Here is a 17,818-nt window from a genome sequence, read left to right as displayed (position 1 = left end):
AACCTTTTAAAACAGTTTGGAGTTTTATTATGAAATTTAAATTTAGTTACATGGCGCTCTTAATGAGTAGCTTGCTGCTGCAGGCTTGCGGTGGCGGCGGTTTAGCGGGGGACGAAAAGGACAGTACTGATCCATTAATTCCCGAGCCAGTAGTCGATGATGGTTCTGATCGTCCTCGCCCCTCTGAATCCACTCCGTTTATGAAAGCGGATGGTTGGATGCTGAAGGATGTTTCCGGTCAGCCTGTTTTTCTACGTGGAGCCAATATCCTGTTTGGTGACAATCCGTTGGAGCGGATTAAGAATATTGCGCCGGCGGCAGAAATTGGCTCTAACGTTGTGCGTTTACAAGTAAAGAAAACCACGCGCAAAGAAGAGCTGGAAGGCGCACTGGTGGACATCATTGGTAAAAATATGGTGGCACTGGTTACTCTGGTCGATGATTCATTGACCTGTAAAGATGATGCCGATGAGTTGGATAAAGTCGTCAGCGATTTGTGGTTGGGTACTTGGTTGGAAGTAATTGCACAAGACCGCTTTCAGCCACATCTCATGATTAATGTTGCTAATCAGTGGGGCCCCAAAAGTGTGTTCACTGAAAACACTGTCGGCTACGGCGATTATATAGAAGCGCACAAATTGGCAATCCGGGAATTCCGTAAGGCCGGCTTGAAAGTGCCTTTAGTGATCGACGCGGCGGGTTGCGGTCAGGATTATTATTCCTTTACGGCTGGGCGGGCGCGCGAGCTAAAAGCTGCAGACACCCAAGGTAATCTGGTGTTATCAGTGCACGGATTTGGCGAAACCTGGAATAGCGATGACAAGGTGCGCACCGCGATGACCAGCTTGGCGAAAACCAATATGCCGATTGTGATGAGTGGTTTCGGTGGCTCTGCTGTTGCGCCCCAAAATGAGGTTGATCACCTGGGTATTATGAGAAAGGGCTATGGCGATGGCGGTATGGGCTTTTCTATCCCTTGGCAATCTGCGGAGGATAAAGCGGCTTACGCTATGACACTGGACACACCATTGTTTTTGCGCGGTGCAAGCATCCGTACCGATGTGTTTATTCCAAAAACCTATGTCGATAACGGCAAACTCGGCATTGTCATGTACTTAAAAGATGCCAATGGACGCTACGCCAATACTGGTTGGAATCAAGCAAGCAGCATGAGTTTTGATGCATGGAATAAATTGAATTTCAAATTGACCAGCGTCGATTATCTAAAAGGCATAGGCGCTTACGTCGAAGATGGTTTTGATTTGACGGCGGTACAAAAAATCGGATTTGAAATTGTTGCGAATGGCAAGCCAGTAGATGTAAGCGGCAATTTGATATTCGATAATCTCACTGTATTCCCAGGCATCCCTCCTGTATATATCGCTAATTTTGATGCGAGTAATGAAGAGTGGGAGACTCATTGGGGGCCATTCACTACGGCTGCTGCTGATGGAAAGTTAACAATCCTACCAACCGGCGGTGGCGATGGTGCGATAGATCTGCAGGGCTGGAAAGCACCAAGCCTTTATTCAATTCCGCTAGACACAGCATTAGAGGTAGTTTTGCGCGTTTACGTCCCTGCATCTTATTCAGCTGAAAGTAATGCTTGGTTGAAAATATTTGGTCAATTCGGTGCGAATTGGGAAATTTGGAAGGATATCCCTGCGCAAAGCTTTGCGAGCCTTACTGTTGGTGCTTGGAATACTGTGAAGTTCAACGTGGATTTCAGTGATGCTAGCCCAGCGCAAGCATTTGGTATTCAGTTGGGTGGCTTTAGTGGCGCGATGGCAGAGCCTTTGTTGGTAGACTTTATTGAGATTAATGATCCCAATAAGAAGAACACAAAAATTATCAATGCCCAGCAGTTAGCGAGCGCATTCGATGGGGACGCAGAAGCCTATTCCGTCATTTGGGATAAAATGGCGTCATTGGCAGTGGTTGATGGTGTGCTGGAGGTTCGCAATACCAATACCGGTGGTGATGCAGATGTTGCTGTTGGTAAGGGCGATATCAATAGTAAGAAATTGAATTTGACTGGCCCAGTGACCATTCGGGCTAAAGTCTTTGTGCCTGCGAATCTTGCGGGTAACACGGATTTCTTTTTTAACTTCTTTATGCAAGATGCAGGTTGGAATCATTTCTCCTTCCCCACAATGACCATCGACCAATTTACTCCCGGCGAATGGACTGAAATCGAAATTGTTGAAGATACTTTTAATCCCAATTTTAACCGGTCGGGCAATCTACAGCACTTCGGCTTCCAATTTGGTGGTCCCGGTGTAAATGCCACTATAAAAGTGGATGATGTGCAAATTTGGGGTAACGTTGAAGTTGAGGATGCCCAGCCTATCCTAACAATGGGCTTTGAATCCCAGGCAGAGGTTGATGCATTCAAGTTCGATTATGCTGGCGGTGCTTTGAGTGACGGAGTATTGGCTGGGGCGAATGCAAAAGCTTGGACTAATAGTACTTTGCCATTTGGGTGGATTGCTAACAGCTGGATTGGTAATGGCGGTTACGACATGTCATTATCGGAAAGTGCTTTAGATTTAACACCGCGAGGAGAAGAAATTGTCAACGGAGAATACGGTATTAAAGCGACCAGTGCTCCGGTAAATTTTGTAAAACCCTAAGCTTGTTACCTTATAAAAATTGGCCCCATAGCGGGGCCAATTTTATTTAAGCAATAAGTACTTCCCATCTAAGCATTAATCAATAACCGCTTTATCGGTGTAGTTTTCGGTGCAATTTGTTCTTGCCAACAATTATATCGCCCTGACATTTGGATTCACTCATCAGTTGTGCATCCTCGCGCTAACGCGTTTTGATGGTCGCTCGGCGTAGTGCGCCGATCGTGCGAACCTTGCCTGCATTACTACTCAGTATTTCCTGCTAGATCTTCACTGATACTGAATACCCTTCGCATGACCGTTGATCGCCTCTTTGCGCATACCAGCCTGCTTATTTATACCATTGAGTCGAGGCTGGGCTCGTTAGGAGAAAGCTATCTGTACTGACGCTTTATGGAAGCGGGATGTATAGCGCAGGAAAATGAAGTTCAAAAAATAAAACCCCGCTTTTTAGGGCGGGGCTTGTATTACAACGCTGTTGCTTGAGGCTATTTAATTAATGGTAGTTGTATAGCTTCTAGTGCTACCAATAACGCCATTTTTCTCGGGAACCTCAACAACGATCTTGAAGCTTCCTGACGCAGCAAGAGCAGAGTCACCTTTAATTGAGACGGTGAAAGTAGTTGGGCCCGTTCTGTTAGAGGGAACTTCGACTGGATCTGGGTTGATAAACACGGTTGCATTATTAACACCGCCGTCTTCGATCGATACTTTCGTGCCCGCTGGCATACTATTGTCGTTAGTATCTTGCAGGGAAATGCTGAGTAGTCGGGTGTTATTTGCCCCAGAAGTAGATACCGTAACATTTCCCGGCTGTCCTATGAGCAAGCCATCGACGTTGGTTTTTGCTTCGCCAGTGGACATAACAATAGTTATGTTATCACGAACGGTAACTGTGTTCTTGGTGCATGATGAGCCGGTCACAGGGCAGAGTACGCCATCATAAATTCCATTCCCTTCATCTCTGGCGCCATTTCCGGATATGTCAAAAATTTCCTCTTTGCCTAGGTCGTAAACATTGTCTTGGTCTCGATCCAAATAGGCCTCACCCAAGTCGTCACAAGCATCGGGGCGTCCAGTGGCTGAAGCTGGCGGTGCGTTTTGCGGGCAACTGGAGGTGTTTTTGGTAAAGATATCGGTAATATCGTAAGTACCATTACCGTTTGTATCGATAAAGCTTTCATTGCCCAAAGCAGTAGCCAAAACAGTGACTTTCCCGCTGGCTGGCGAGTTCTGGGTAAACCAGGTAACTGTACACGTGCTAAGTGGTGTGGTTGTGCATGAGTCTTCGATTACGCCTGCTGAAGCGGTAAAGTTCACGACAGTTCCTTCAGGCACAGGGTTGTTAAATGCGTCAGCCATTCTGATCGTCACATCTACCTCATAGCCGTCGATATAGGCTGGTGGGTTATATTCAGATGCTGATAGAGACATGCTGTCCTGATCGGGAATACCGGTAGATATAACAAGCCTTGAAGATTGTGTTGATATTGTTGCGCCACCGGATACGGTAGAGGCGGTAACACGCACGCTTGTAGCGATAGTACCAGCTTGAACACGAGCCGTGACTATCCCATTTGTGTTACTGATTGCTGAGACTTCCTGGGTGCAGGAGCCTGCACTAATCAGGCAGACGCCGCCAATGCTGTTATTCAGTTTCAGTGTTACCGGCACACCAGAAAGTGGTAAACCATTCGGGCCATTTACGATAAAGCGTACATCCGAGGTCTCTGCACCACCACCGCCTTTTAGGCTGATTTGTGGCGGGAGAGCACTGTCGAACACTATGTTCTGTGCTGAGGCTACGGTAATGTTCAGTGTGGCGGTAGCAGTATTTACTTGTAGGCCTGGTAGTGCCGAAGTGGCAGTCACCACATCATTTCCAATGCAACCATTTGCTTTGTAGATAATAGTGGCTCGACCTGTCTGCGTGCTTACAGTATCTGTTGCTTTGCCACTAGTATCAGTCAGTGTCGCGGTGCCATCGCGCACACAGGGAGAAGTGAATGTCGCCGTCGCGCTTCCGGTAGTGAGGTTCCCATTGCTATCAACAAAACTGACCGAAAGGCTGGTTGAGCCTCCCGGTGGCAGTACTGCATCCTCTATCCCTACATCTACTTGACCAACCAGGAAGGTTGCACCGCTGCTCTTACCTATGTATATGGCAGCAGTATTTTCCAAAGGTCTCGGAATCAAGCGAGTGCTGAAGCTATAGGACGGGCCCTTGGGTGAAGTGACCACTATATTGAAGCTGCCGCTAGGGCGTTTGGTTTCACTTGCTTTCAGTGTGACGGTGAACGAGGTTGGGTTCAGTGTGCTAGCCACGCCGGTAGTCATGCTTTGATTGATCGTCACATCACTCGCAGTGCTAGTGCTCAGGGATACCGTTGTTCCCACTGGCATAGCATTGCCATTGATATCCGCAAGGGTGACCGTAAACATGGTGGTTTCGTTGGCACTTAATTCAATTGCTTCAGGTTGTCCCAGCAGGCGGCCATTCTGGGTCATAGGTTGTTCGCTGGACATCGACAGTACTATGTCCTGACGGATAGTTACCGGTTGTTTGGTACAAGTTGAACCCTCTGCAGAGCAGAGAACACCATTGTAAATACCGTTCTCAATATTGCGGCTTCCATTCATGTTGAAATCTACATAGTCTTCTGCACTTGTACCTGTGTCGAAGTCGCCATTTTCATTTTCATCGAGGTAGGCTTCGCCCAAGTCGTCGCATGGCTGATCGTTACCACCAGGAGTTGCCTCCGCAGTTGATAGCGGGACATTGGGTTTGCAGCCGTCGGTAAAACTATTGAATATATCGGTATTAGCTGTATATAAGCCGTCACCGTTAACATCTTTAAAACTTTCATTACCTACAGTAGTGGCGAGAATGGTGACTCTACCATTACTAGGTCTTGGGCTTTGGCTTTTCCAAATGACGGTACAGGTGCCGTTTATCGTGGTGCAATTGGTGTCTATCGATCCACCTTCAGTTAAAAATTGAACGGATGTACCGTCCGCGGGCGGGTTATTAAATGCATCTGCGAGACGGATGGTGATGTTTACTGGCTCACCGTCATAGTCCCAACCTGGAGGGTTAAAGCGTGAGGCTGAAATCGACATACTGTTTTGATCAGGCATGCCGGTTCCGATAGATAATTTATTGGAGCGAGCGGTAATGTTCGAGGCGGGGTCTGTAGCGATGACTTCAACTGCAGTGGGAATTGTGCCCGCTTGCACTACGGTAGATGCATGGCCTGTGCTATCCGTTGTTGCTGTAGAGGTCGTGAGTGCAATGCCTCCGAGTTGAGTGCTCAAACTGAAATTCAGGGGAATGTTTTTGACTGGTGCACCAGTGGTGCCTTTCACTAAAAAGCGCACAGTTGATGTTTGTGCTCCGCCGCTATCCTTAAGGAAGATCTTATTGGGAACGGCCTCTACAAAGCTGATGGACTGCACTGTGTCCTGAGCGATTTTGACGGTGATCCGAGCTACCTTGGCTACACCGCCAATAATTGCCGTGGCGGTAATCTGATCATCACCAACGCAGCCCTTGGCTGCATAAGTAATACTTGCTTGACCTATATCGGTGGTTACCTTGTTGGTGATTTCAGTGCCTTGTGACAGCACGGCTTCGCCTGAAGCGTAACAGCCAGAGTTGAAAGTCACCTGTACTGGTGTTGTTACCAGTGTGTTGGTGCTGCTGACAATATTAATTGTCAGGTTGGTGCTGGCGCCCGGCGCGAGGTTGGTGTTGCCGGCGCCTATTGCCCCTTCGGTAAAGCTACTACCGCTGCCGAATCCAATCGCTGTGGGATCAGTTGTACTTACAGACCCTGAGCTGGCAGTGCTTGAGTTCCCTGAGTTAAGGAGCGGCGAATCGCCGCCACCACCGCAAGCAGAAAGTAGCAGGCTGATGAACGCTGCACTGACAATCGTCGTCGTTTTTAGAGTATGCATGATGTCTTCCTAGGTTACCGACCGCCGTAAGTTGATTATAAGGCGGCGGCTGGTATTGAATTCGATGGTATAAATGGCATAAAGAGTCTGCGCTAAGCTCTTGAGCTTATTAGGACTTATGGCCACAGCTAACGTTAGCTCATATCTTTTCAATGATAAAGTGCCCAGCGTTCAAAAAACGCGCTCTCGCCCCCAAAACACCTGATATTTGTGCGTTTCTTAGCATTTCCTTTGGCATTGTGCTCGTCCTTTTGGCACATTTTGCAGTTGGCGCATTTTTAATTCTGTGTCCCAGTCGCACAAGGCTTATAATCTGCGCACTTTTTTTGCTATGTGAGCCTTGCCATGAGCCTGCCCGTCCTTGTTCTTAATTCCCAAGCTGATCGCCGTTTAAAGCTGGGCCATTTATGGATTTATAGCAACGAGGTGGATACCGCCAAATCGCCGCTAAAGTCCTTTGCGATGGGACAGCAGGCGCTGGTCACCACCAATAGCGGCAAGCCACTCGGTATTGCGGTGATCAACCCCAATGGGCTGATCTGCGGCCGCTTGGTCAGTCGCGATGAAAAGTATCCGCTCAATAAATCCCTGTTGGTGCACCGCATCAAGCAATCGCTCGCGCTGCGCGAGATGGCATTTGATGAACCTTTTTATCGTCTGATTTATGGCGATGCTGATCTTCTTCCCGGTTTGGTAGTCGATCGTTTCGGTGATTATCTGGTGGTGCAGATTGCCAGTGCGGGTATGGAATTGGTGAAGGATGAGATAGTTGAGGCGCTGGTGCAGGTGCTGAATCCGCACGGCGTATTGCTCGCCAATGAGCACAGCGCGCGCGCGCTGGAAGGCTTGTCGGAGTACACCGAGGTCGCTTACGGCGAAGTACCTGAATCGGTTGAGTTGGTAGAAAACGGCACACGCTTTATGGCGCCGGTGCACGGCGGGCAAAAAACCGGTTGGTTTTACGACCATCGCATGAACCGCGCTTTGCTGCAGCAGTATGTGCAGGGTAAACGGGTGTTGGATGTGTTTTCCTACATCGGCGGCTGGGGTGTGCAGGCCGCTGTTGCAGGTGCGAGCGAGGTATTCTGTGTGGATGCATCCGAATCAGCGACGGATGCGGTATTGGAAAATGCCCAGCTTAATGGCGTTGCAGATAAGGTCGCGGCAATCCAGGGTAAGGCTATCGATGTGCTGAAAGAATTGATTGCGAGCGATGAGCGCTTCGATATAGTGGTGCTCGATCCGCCTGCATTTATCAAAAAACGCAAAGACCAAAAAGCGGGTGAGGCGGCTTATCGCCACATTAATGAGTTGGGGATGCGTTTGTTGGGGCGCGACGGCTTGTTGGTTTCGGCATCCTGCTCCATGCATTTGGGTAAGGATACGTTACTGGAAATTGTGCGCGCATCCGGTCGTCATCTGGATCGCCATGTGCAGATTATTGGCCAGGGTGGGCAGGGGCCGGATCATCCGATCCATCCTGCTATCCCTGAGACTGATTATTTGAAAGCCGTGTTTGCGCGTGTCTATCTAGCCTAGCCGGATTTGGCGTTTTAGCTTCTCGTAATAAGCCTATCTAGCGCAGGCTTATTGCTTTCCAGTTGCGCTCGCGGGCGATAGCGGCGAGCCGCTCGTCAGCATCGACTACTACCGGGTGGTCAACCTGCTCCAGCAGCGGTAAATCATTAATCGAGTCGCTGTAAAAATACGCGCCTTCCAATGAATGATGATTGTGCTTCAACCACTCGTGCAGATGGGTAATTTTGCCGGCCTGAAAGCAGGGCTCGCCGACAAAATTGCCGGTGTAGCGGCCATCAACCACTTCCGGATCGGTAGCCAGTATGTCGTCCACACCTAATCGCTTGGCGATGGGGTGGGTTACAAAACCATTGGTGGCGGTGATGATCAGCAGGTGATCGCCTTGATTGCGATGGTGTTGCAACAGTGCATCTGCCTTGGGCAACATCAGTGGCTCGATGTGGTCGCGCATAAATTCCGCGTGTAATTTTTCCAGCTCGGCCATGCTGTGACGGGTTAGCGGCGCTAGCGAAAATTGTAAATAGGCTCGAATATCGAGCGTGCCGTTTTTGTAGTCGGCATAAAAACCATCGTTCGCTTGGCGATAGATTTCTGCATCCACCAATTGCTTTTCCACCAAAAACACGCCCCAGCTGTGGTCGCTATCGCCTGCAATCAGAGTGTTGTCGAGATCAAAAATCGCCAGTGCCACAGTGTTTACCTATGTAGATGAAGGGAGAGTTTGCAGGGCTTGCTGCAAGGGGCGCTAGGATAGCGGCAGCGGCTGGTGCGCTCAATGAAAAAACCATTTCCAAGATTCAGGGTTGCGGGTTTGGGTAAGCCTGATATAGTGCGGAAAACGCTGTTTTGTGGAACATGTCCGCTCTTTATGGCTGGAGTTTTGTTTTCTGCCACAGCAAAACCTTTTATATGGACAATTCCCCCGTGATAGATTCAGACGGATTCCGCCCTAATGTGGGCATTATTTTGACCAACGACCAAGGTCAATTGTTGTGGGCCAGGCGCGTCGGTGGCCAAGATGCGTGGCAGTTTCCGCAGGGTGGCATTAACCCCAATGAGACGCCCGAGCAAGCGCTCTACCGCGAGTTGCATGAAGAGGTTGGTTTGCGGCAGGAAGATGTGCAAATCCTTGCTTGCACGCGTGGTTGGCTGCGCTACCGTTTGCCGCATCGCTTGGTGCGCCATAACTCTTTACCACTGTGTATTGGGCAAAAACAAAAATGGTTTTTGTTGCGCATGTTGAGTGACGACGCCAAGGTGAGCCTTAATAATGGTGGCCGTGCCGAGTTTGATGACTGGCGCTGGGTCAGTTACTGGTATCCTTTGGGTAAAGTCGTCTCCTTTAAGCGCGATGTATACCGTCGCGCACTGAAAGAGTTGTCATTGTTCCACGCGCATCTGGAGGATCGCAGCGCCTGCGTTCGCTCGCCCCATAATTAAAGTAGCTGTAACGAAAGCACCTATAATTCCAACTAAATCCACCTGACAGGCTTGATCACCAATCCCTATGCTAAATTCACTCCGCTCCATCGTTCTGGAAGTAAACGCCGCACGCGATATGAAAACCGCGTTGGCGATTATTGTTACGCGAGTGAAGCAGGTGATGGCGACCCAAGTGTGCTCGGTCTACTTGCGCGATGCAAAGGGCGATTATGTGCTGATGGCGACCGACGGCCTCAATGCTGATTCGGTCGGCAAGGTTCGGCTGGCGGCTGGTGAAGGTTTGGTTGGGCGCGTTGTTGTGCGCGAAGAACCAATCAATTTGGAGCACGCCGAAGCGCATCCAAGCTATCAGTATTTCCCCGAGACTGGCGAAGAGCGCTATAGCGTTTTCCATTGTGTGCCTATTATCCATCATCGCAAAGTGCTCGGTGTGCTGGTTGTCCAGCAAGTTGAGCAGCGCCGTTTTGACGAGGGTGAGGAGGCATTTTTAGTCACTATGTCGGCGCAATTAGCGGGCGTGATAGCCCATGCTGAAGCGACTGGTGGAGTGGTGCCGGTGGGCGCCAAAGCAACCCAGGCTAAATTTATCGGTGTATCTGGCGCATCGGGTATTGCGATTGGTGAAGCGGTAGTGATTGCGCCATCGGCCGATCTGCGTTCTGTTCCCTATCAGGCTTGTAAGGATGTCGAGGCGGAAATCGCCTTCTTCCACCGCAGCCTGATGGCGGTGCGCGATGATATTAAATCTCTCGGTGAGCAGTTGAAGGCGCGTATTAACCGTGAAGAGCAGGCGCTGTTTGATGCCTATCTCGCCATGCTTGATGATGCCTCCCTCGGCGGCGAAGTGACCGATCGCATCCGCAAGGGCGCCAACGCTTCTTATGCCTGGAGCGAGGTTATCCTCGAGCACGAAAATATTTTTAACAGCATGAATGACCCCTATCTGCGTGAGCGGGCGACCGACCTGCGTGATCTGGGGCGGCGCGTGCTGGCTTACCTGCAGGAATCCAATCAAAAGACCCGGGTTTATCCTGAAAAAACCATTCTGATCGGCGAAGAGCTGACCGCATCAATGTTGGGTGAAATTCCCAAAGAAAAGCTGGCGGGCTTGGTGTCGGTGCTGGGCTCTTCCAACTCCCACGTGGCGATTCTGGCGCGGGCGATGGATATTCCCACGGTGATGGGGGCGGTGGATTTACCCTTCACCCAGATGGATGGCCGCCCGATTATTGTGGACGGTTATAAAGGTACGGTTTACTGCGACCCGAGTGCGCAGCTGCGCAAGCAGTACAAGGCAATATTCCTTGAAGAGCAGGCGCTAGTAAAAGGGCTTGAAGCACTTAAAGACCTTCCCTGTGAAACCAAAGATCGCTACCGTTTGCCGCTGCATGTCAACACCGGTTTGATGGCCGATGTGGTGCGCTCGCTGGAGCGCGGCGCTGAAGGTGTTGGTCTGTACCGTACCGAAGTGCCGTTCTTATTGCGCGACCGCTTTCCCAGTGAGGAGGAGCAGCGCGCCATTTATCGAGAGCAGTTGGAGGCTTTTGCGCCCCACTCGGTGACTATGCGCACCCTCGATATCGGTGGTGATAAAGCCTTGCCTTATTTCCCGATTGCAGAGGACAACCCCTTCCTTGGCTGGCGCGGCATTCGCGTCACACTGGATCACCCTGAAATTTTTCTCGCGCAAATCCGCGCCATGATCTAGGCCAGTGAAGGCCTGGATAACCTGCGCATCCTCTTGCCGATGATCACCAATATGCAGGAAGTGGATGCTTCCAAGGCATTGATCCAGCGTGTGCACAAAGAGCTGCTCGAAGAGGGTTTCCGGGTGCGCAAGCCGCAAATCGGTGTGATGATTGAGGTGCCGGCGGCGGTATACCTTGCGCCGGAATTATCGCGCCGGGTGGATTTTCTCTCCGTTGGTAGCAACGACCTCACGCAATATCTGCTGGCAGTAGATCGCAATAATGCGCAGGTGGCGGATCTCTATCAGGCCTTCCACCCTGCTGTTCTGCGCGCGTTGCAATATATTGTTTACGCAGCACACGATGCCGGCATCAGTGTTAGTATCTGCGGCGAATTGGCGGGTGATCCAGGTGCTGCCATCCTGCTCATGGCAATGGGGTACGATGTGCTGTCGATGAATGCCACCAACCTTCCCAAGGTCAAATCTGTGATTCGCGGTATTACCTTTGAGCGCGCGAAGCAATTGCTGGCGGAGGTGATGCGCATGTCCAATGGCGACCTCATCCGCGATCATATCGCGCGTGAGCTGCGTGAGACAGGATTAACTCGCCTGATCCGCCCGGTAGCTTCAGATGCAAATGAATGAACATAAATGTCTTGGGTGAGTCACAATTCCGCGCCATAATCATCGCCCACTGAATTGGCTGTTTCAGGTTTAACTGCTTATGTTGCAATACCCGGATTTAAATCCCATCGCGTTTACTATCCCTATTGGCCCCATATCGCTTGGCGACATGACTATCGGGCCGTTTAATGTGCATTGGTATGGGATTATGTATCTGCTGGCGTTTGCCAGCGCTTGGTTGATTGCTATGCAGCGTGCCAAAGCGCTCACTGCCGCAGTGAACAAATCCCAAGTTGAAAATCTCATCACTTATGGCGCCTTCGGGGTGATCCTTGGCGGTCGCTTTGGCTATGTGATGTTTTACAATTTTGAAGAATTCCTGCGCGATCCTCTTTGGCTGTTCCGTGTGTGGGAAGGTGGTATGTCATTTCATGGCGGTCTGATCGGTGTGATAGTGGCGATGATTATTTATTCCTATCGCATCAACCGTTCGTTTGTCAGCGTGATGGATTTTGTCGCCCCCATAGTTCCACTCGGTCTGGGTTTTGGCCGTTTGGGTAATTTTATCGGTCAGGAACTCTGGGGGCGTGTTAGCGATGTACCTTGGGCAATGGTATTCCCGAAGGCGCTGCCGGAAGGGCTGGCGCGTCACCCCAGCCAGTTATACCAAGCTTTCCTCGAAGGTCTGGTGTTGTTCGTGGTTGTGTTCTGGTTCTCTGCCAAGCCTCGCCCGCGCGGTGCTGTGTCAGGCTTGTTCCTGATTGGTTATTCGATTTTCCGCTTTGGCGTAGAGTTTGTACGCGAGCCAGATCTGGGCGTCGCTCTGATCGCTGGCATGACTCGAGGTCAATTGCTTTGCGTCCCCATGTTCCTCCTCGGTGCAGGGTTGCTGGTGTGGGCTTACGTCTTTGCCCCGAAATCCGCCAAGAACCCATAAGGTCTGTTAAATTTTTGGTACAGGTTTGTGAATGAAGCAATATCTTGATTTGATGCGCGATGTAGTGGAAAACGGTGTTCAGCGCGGCGACCGCACCGGTACCGGGACGCGCTCAGTCTTTGGTCGCCAGTTGCGTTTTGACCTCAATAAAGGCTTTCCCTTGGTGACCACCAAAACTGTCCATCTGAAAAGTGTGATTGTTGAATTGCTGTGGTTCCTGCAAGGGCGCACTGATGTTAGCTGGTTGCAGGAGCGGGGTTGTAACATCTGGAATGAGTGGGCCACCGAATCGGGCGATTTGGGGCCGGTCTATGGTAAGCAGTGGCGCAGTTGGGCGTGTCCAGATGGATCGACTATCGACCAGATTTCCCAAGTGATTGCCCAAATCAAGAAAAATCCCTATTCGCGTCGATTGATTGTCAGCGCTTGGAATCCGGCTGATTTGCCTGACGAGTCGATGAGTCCTCAGCAGAATGTCGAGCAGGGGCGAATGGCGCTTGCGGCATGTCACACCCTGTTTCAGTTTTACGTGTCCGAAGGTAAGCTCTCCTGCCAGCTTTATCAGCGCAGTGCCGATCTGTTTTTAGGGGTGCCGTTCAATATTGCCAGCTACGCTCTTTTGACCCATATGATTGCCCAGCAGTGTGATTTGGGTGTAGGTGATTTTGTGCATACCTTTGGTGATTGCCATTTGTACAGCAACCACATTACAGACGACATAGTTTACGAACAATTAACGCGTGAACCTAAAAACTTGCCTACACTTACGTTCTCGCGCAGGCCGGACACCATTTTCGGCTATGAATTGCAGGATTTTGTGTTTAACGGTTACCAGCCTCATCCGCGTATAGTCGCACCTATTGCCATCTAGTCGTGTTTTGGTTGTTGTCAAATATGTTAGAAAGTAAAGGTGAAGGCACTGCATGAAATTGGCCATCATAGTTGCGGCAGCCAGGAACGGCGTTATTGGCTGCAATAATCAATTGCCCTGGCATCTCCCGCAAGATCTCAAGTATTTCAAAGCGGTAACACTTGGCAAGCCGGTTATCATGGGGCGTAAAACTTATGAGTCTATTGGTAAGCCATTGCCGGGGCGCACTAATATAGTAATTACCCGCAACAAGGGTTGGGTGGCTGCTGAAGGAGTAATTGTTACCAATAGTTTCGAGCAAGCACTGCTTGAGGCGAAAAAAGTGTGCAGCCCGGCAGCTTCGGATCTTGATGAGGTTATGGTTATTGGCGGTGCGGAAATATACCGCTCTGCACTGCAATTTGCGGATCGTATTTATCTGACGCGTGTCGATGTTGAGCCGGAAGGGGATGCTTTTTTTGAGGCGCTGGATGATACGAAATGGGGCTTAGAGTCAAAATTAGCGGGTGACGAGGCTGCGTTAGTACCTCACGAGTTTTTAGTGTATGCCCGGGTTGCGTGATAAATGACCGCTAATAACTAAAAGTTTTGTTTTGAATGTCTTTTTTTGGTTTGGTTTTAATGTTTTTGTTTTTGTGTTACCGATGCACTTATGAAAAGCAATAATGTGTTACCTGTTTGATACCTTAATACACACGTGGAAGGTTGTAGGATAAATCATTGGAAGTAGGTCATGGCGCTTATTACAATGCCGCCGTTCTTAACCGCCTCGAAGAGGCTACGTGGATAACGCGTCTGTGGCAGCTTGTTGCCACAAACTCACTTGATTGAACACCCAGTTGGGGGGATTATGAAAAAGCAGCGATTGAAAGCGGTGGCTCTGACCACGATGCTTTCTGCCGGCGCGCTAATGGGTAGCGTTGCTATGGCAGATCAAACTCTGGATGCAGTACTCCAGGCCGGTCAAGCCAAGACCACTTTGGCGCAAGACTCCCAGAAGCGTATTGATAGATTGGCTCAGGAAACTGACGATCTGGCGCAACAATTCAAACAACAAAACAAGCTGATCGATGATCTCCGCGTGTTTAACGCCCAGATGGAAAAGCAAGTTGCCAAGCAGTTGGTTGTGGTTCAGGAGTTGGAGCAATCAATCGAGAAAGTAACCGTTATCGAGCGTCAAATTCAGCCGCTGATTTTCCGTATGCTCGATGGTTTGGAGCAGTTCGTGAATTTGGATAAACCATTTTCATTGGAAGAGCGTCAAGCTCAAATTGCAATGCTGCGTGCTAATCAAGACCGTGCTGATATCTCTGTTTCAGAGAAGTTTCGTCAGGTACTTGAAGCCTACAAAATTGAATCTGCCTACGGCAGCACAATTTCCGCGTACAAAACTACCCTTTCACTTGATGGTCAGGACCGCGAAGTGAGCATTTTACGTGTCGGCCGCATCTCTTTGATGTACCAAACAACCGACGCCCAAGCTAGCGGTTACTGGGATGTCGCACAGAAGTCATGGGTGGCACTGGATAGCTCCTACAATGCGCAAATTTTGAAAGGTTTGAAGATCGCGCGTGACCAAGCTACCAAAGATATTATGACTATGCCCATTCAAGCACCGGAGGCAGCACAATGAAAATGAAGTTTGTTAAAAACTGCCTGATGCTTGCCACTGTTGGCTTGCTGAGCAGCAGCTTTGCTGTAGCTCAAGAGAAAGCGCAAACGCTTGATCAGCTTTTGGATATGGTAAAGAAGTCTCAAATCAGCGAATCTGCTGAACATAAGCAGCGTGAAGCAGAGTTTGCTCGCGATAAGTCTGCTCAGGCTGGCTTATTAGCGCAAGCTAATGCTACCCGCCAAGCAGAAGAGAATCGCTCTGTTACCTTGGAAAAGAAATACGCCGAACAGCAACTGTTGGTTACCCAGAAAAAAGCGCAATTGAACGAGCGCTTAGGTTCAATGCGTGAACTCTTTGGCCATTTGACTTCTACTGCTGGTGACCTGCGCGCTACGCTGGAAACTTCTTTGGTCAGCGCTCAGTACCCTAACCGTGGTGATTTTCTTGACACCTTGATCGAAAAAATGAATGGCAGTACCCAGCTTCCCGATATCGAAGAAATCGAGCGCCTTTGGTACGAAGTGCAACGTGAAATGGTAGAAACAGGTCGCGTTGTAAAATTCACCGCAACCGTAATTAAGCCGAACGGAGAGCAGGCGGATCAAGAGATTGTTCGTATTGGTGCTTACAATTTGGTTTCAAATGGCACCTACCTGACTTACGACGGCAGAAAGATTGAAGAGCTGGCGCGTCAACCTGACTCGGGAATGTTGTCTGCAGCCGCTGCGTTACAATCAGCGAGCAGTGGCGTCGTGGATATCGGTATAGATCCAACCGGTCCAGTAGGGGGGCAATTGTTGGCTGCTTTGATTCAAAAACCAAATCTTAAAGAGTACTTGGATCAGGGTGGTTCAGTAGGTTGGGTGATCGTTTATGTAGGTATTTTCGGTATTTTGTTGGGCTTATGGCGAATTGTGGTGCTATTTGCTATGAGTGCAAAAGTTAAGTCTCAGCTGAAAAATCCTGCTAATCCAAATACCAATAATCCATTAGGCCGTGTATTAAAGGTGGCACAAGAAAATAAAAACGTTGATGCGGAAACCTTGGAGTTGAAACTTGAAGAGGCTGTGTTGAAAGAGCGTCCAGCAATCGAAAGTGGCTTGGCGATTCTCAAAATCATCGCTGCTGTAGCGCCGCTATTGGGTTTGTTGGGTACCGTTACCGGTATGATTACTACCTTTCAGGCGATTACGATTTTTGGCGCCGGTGATCCTAAGAATATGGCGGGCGGTATCTCTGCCGCATTGATCACTACAGTTCAAGGTTTGTTGGTCGCGATTCCTATGGTCCTGATGCACACCCTTGTAAATGGTCGTGCTAAATCAGTGATCCACGTTTTGGATGAGCAGACAACAGGTATCATCGCTGAAAACGCCGAACGCAAGTAGGAGATAAACCATGCAGGCTTTAGTGGATGCTCTTGACGCCCTACAAGCCTTCTTGGATCAAGGTGGCTTTGTGATGTATCTCATCGCCGCCTTAACCCTTGTTATGTGGGTGCTCATATTTGAACGAGTGCTCTTTTTCAAAGGTAATCTGAGAGGGGAAATCCAAGGGCAGTTGAATATTTGGGAGTCTCGTAAAGAACGCAAGTCTTGGAATGCTCATCAAATTCGGACAGCGATGATCTCGCGTATGGACGAGAAGATAACTGCAAACCTGGATATGATTGCCGCGCTTGTGGCTATCTGCCCATTAATGGGCTTGCTCGGCACAGTAACCGGTATGATCGATGTGTTTGGTGTTCTGGCCAACACTGGTGGGGGCGATGCTAAGTCAATGGCTGGTGGTGTCTCCAAGGCAACTATTCCAACGATGGCGGGTATGGTTGCTGCGATCTCCGGCGTGTTCGCTAACACTTACCTGACTCGTGTGGCAGATAGTGAAAAAGCATTGTTTGCAGATCATCTGACAATGGATCACTGATATCAGTGATTTGTTGGTTGGGCGAAAATTTTAACCTGTATGAAAGAGATGTCTCATGAGCAGGAATAATCCAAAGCGTGAAGAAGAGGCTCAAGCCATTGACCTGACGCCCATGTTGGACGTTGTGTTCATTATGCTGATCTTCTTTATCGTTACTGCAACATTCATCAAAGAAACTGGCAAAGACGTTACTCGTCCAGATGCTAATACCGCAGACGATAAGCCGAACGCAAATATTCTGATTGCAATCGGCGCTGACAACGAAATATGGATGGACAAGAAGAAGATTGATACTCGCGTTCTGCGTCAAGCGATTGAACGCATGCGTGCAGATAATCCGAAAGGAGCCATTTCTATTCAGGCAGACAAAGATGCCGACATCAAGTTCGTGGTCGAGGTGGCTACCGCTGCACGAAAGGCCGGCGTAACCGACGTTAATGTTTCTACTGAGAAGAACTAGCAGCTATGAATCCTACTAAAGTAACCATAGCGGGAATCCTCGGGGTAGTAACCACGCTCGGACTCCTGTATTTGATGAATAGCTTGGTCAACACAGAGTTCGAAGCTCCTGAAGCAGGTAACTCTG

The 17,818-nt window shown here is 49.5% G+C and carries 12 protein-coding genes and 1 pseudogene; 11 read left to right on the top strand and 2 right to left on the bottom strand.

The genetic code is table 11. The features are described 5' to 3' along the window. Positions 1 to 29: 29 nt before the first annotated feature. Positions 30 to 2,633, top strand: a complete 2,604-nt coding sequence (locus tag ACWA6V_RS01170) for a hypothetical protein (protein ID WP_449520789.1) — start codon at positions 30 to 32, stop codon at positions 2,631 to 2,633. A 489-nt stretch (positions 2,634 to 3,122) separates the two neighbouring features. On the opposite strand, the gene ACWA6V_RS01165 is transcribed toward ACWA6V_RS01170, so the two are convergent. After that, entirely contained in the window at positions 3,123 to 6,587 is a 3,465-nt protein-coding gene (locus ACWA6V_RS01165; RefSeq protein ID WP_449520788.1) for a hypothetical protein, read from the bottom strand. 345 nt (positions 6,588 to 6,932) lie between these two features. On the opposite strand from ACWA6V_RS01165, the gene ACWA6V_RS01160 reads away from it, so the two are divergent. Then, positions 6,933 to 8,126, top strand: coding sequence for a class I SAM-dependent rRNA methyltransferase (locus ACWA6V_RS01160; protein WP_449520787.1), 1,194 nt, complete (start codon positions 6,933 to 6,935; stop codon positions 8,124 to 8,126). Between the two features lie 37 nt (positions 8,127 to 8,163). On the opposite strand, the gene ACWA6V_RS01155 is transcribed toward ACWA6V_RS01160, so the two are convergent. Then, positions 8,164 to 8,817 carry a histidinol-phosphatase gene (locus tag ACWA6V_RS01155; RefSeq protein ID WP_449520786.1) on the bottom strand — a complete coding sequence of 218 codons (654 nt, stop codon included), beginning with the start codon at positions 8,815 to 8,817 and terminating at the stop codon, positions 8,164 to 8,166. A 233-nt stretch (positions 8,818 to 9,050) separates the two neighbouring features. Here ACWA6V_RS01155 and rppH point away from each other — a divergent pair, with 233 nt between their 5' ends. From rppH to ACWA6V_RS01110, 9 genes and pseudogenes are all read left to right on the top strand, one after another. Further along, positions 9,051 to 9,566, top strand: a complete 516-nt coding sequence (rppH, locus tag ACWA6V_RS01150) for an RNA pyrophosphohydrolase (RefSeq protein WP_449520794.1) — start codon at positions 9,051 to 9,053, stop codon at positions 9,564 to 9,566. 67 nt (positions 9,567 to 9,633) lie between these two features. Further along, positions 9,634 to 11,904: pseudogene (gene ptsP, locus ACWA6V_RS01145) on the top strand (phosphoenolpyruvate--protein phosphotransferase). Positions 11,905 to 11,983: 79 nt separating this feature from the next. Further along, the gene (gene lgt, locus ACWA6V_RS01140; protein ID WP_449520785.1) at positions 11,984 to 12,820 is read left to right on the top strand and encodes a prolipoprotein diacylglyceryl transferase; all 837 of its coding nucleotides are present in this window, start codon (positions 11,984 to 11,986) and stop codon (positions 12,818 to 12,820) included. A 31-nt stretch (positions 12,821 to 12,851) separates the two neighbouring features. Continuing rightward, positions 12,852 to 13,691: a thymidylate synthase gene (locus ACWA6V_RS01135; protein WP_449520784.1), complete on the top strand. Its 840-nt coding sequence runs from the start codon at positions 12,852 to 12,854 to the stop codon at positions 13,689 to 13,691. Between the two features lie 52 nt (positions 13,692 to 13,743). Next, entirely contained in the window at positions 13,744 to 14,253 is a 510-nt protein-coding gene (locus ACWA6V_RS01130) for a dihydrofolate reductase (protein WP_449520783.1), read from the top strand. Between the two features lie 288 nt (positions 14,254 to 14,541). Continuing rightward, the gene (locus tag ACWA6V_RS01125) at positions 14,542 to 15,324 is read left to right on the top strand and encodes a DUF3450 domain-containing protein (protein ID WP_449520782.1); all 783 of its coding nucleotides are present in this window, start codon (positions 14,542 to 14,544) and stop codon (positions 15,322 to 15,324) included. After that, on the top strand, positions 15,321 to 16,694 hold the full coding sequence (locus tag ACWA6V_RS01120; protein WP_449520781.1) for a MotA/TolQ/ExbB proton channel family protein: 1,374 nt from the start codon (positions 15,321 to 15,323) through the stop codon (positions 16,692 to 16,694). Before ACWA6V_RS01125 ends, ACWA6V_RS01120 begins: the two co-directional genes overlap by 4 nt. Before the next feature lie 10 nt (positions 16,695 to 16,704). Continuing rightward, on the top strand, positions 16,705 to 17,232 hold the full coding sequence (locus tag ACWA6V_RS01115) for a MotA/TolQ/ExbB proton channel family protein (RefSeq protein WP_449520780.1): 528 nt from the start codon (positions 16,705 to 16,707) through the stop codon (positions 17,230 to 17,232). Positions 17,233 to 17,287: 55 nt separating this feature from the next. Then, positions 17,288 to 17,692 (top strand): ExbD/TolR family protein, encoded by a 405-nt coding sequence (locus ACWA6V_RS01110; protein ID WP_449520779.1) that lies wholly within the window; start codon positions 17,288 to 17,290, stop codon positions 17,690 to 17,692. Positions 17,693 to 17,818 lie beyond the last annotated feature (126 nt).

Source organism: Cellvibrio sp. (assembly GCF_053579595.1).
This window is presented reverse-complemented; position numbering and strand designations above follow the sequence as displayed.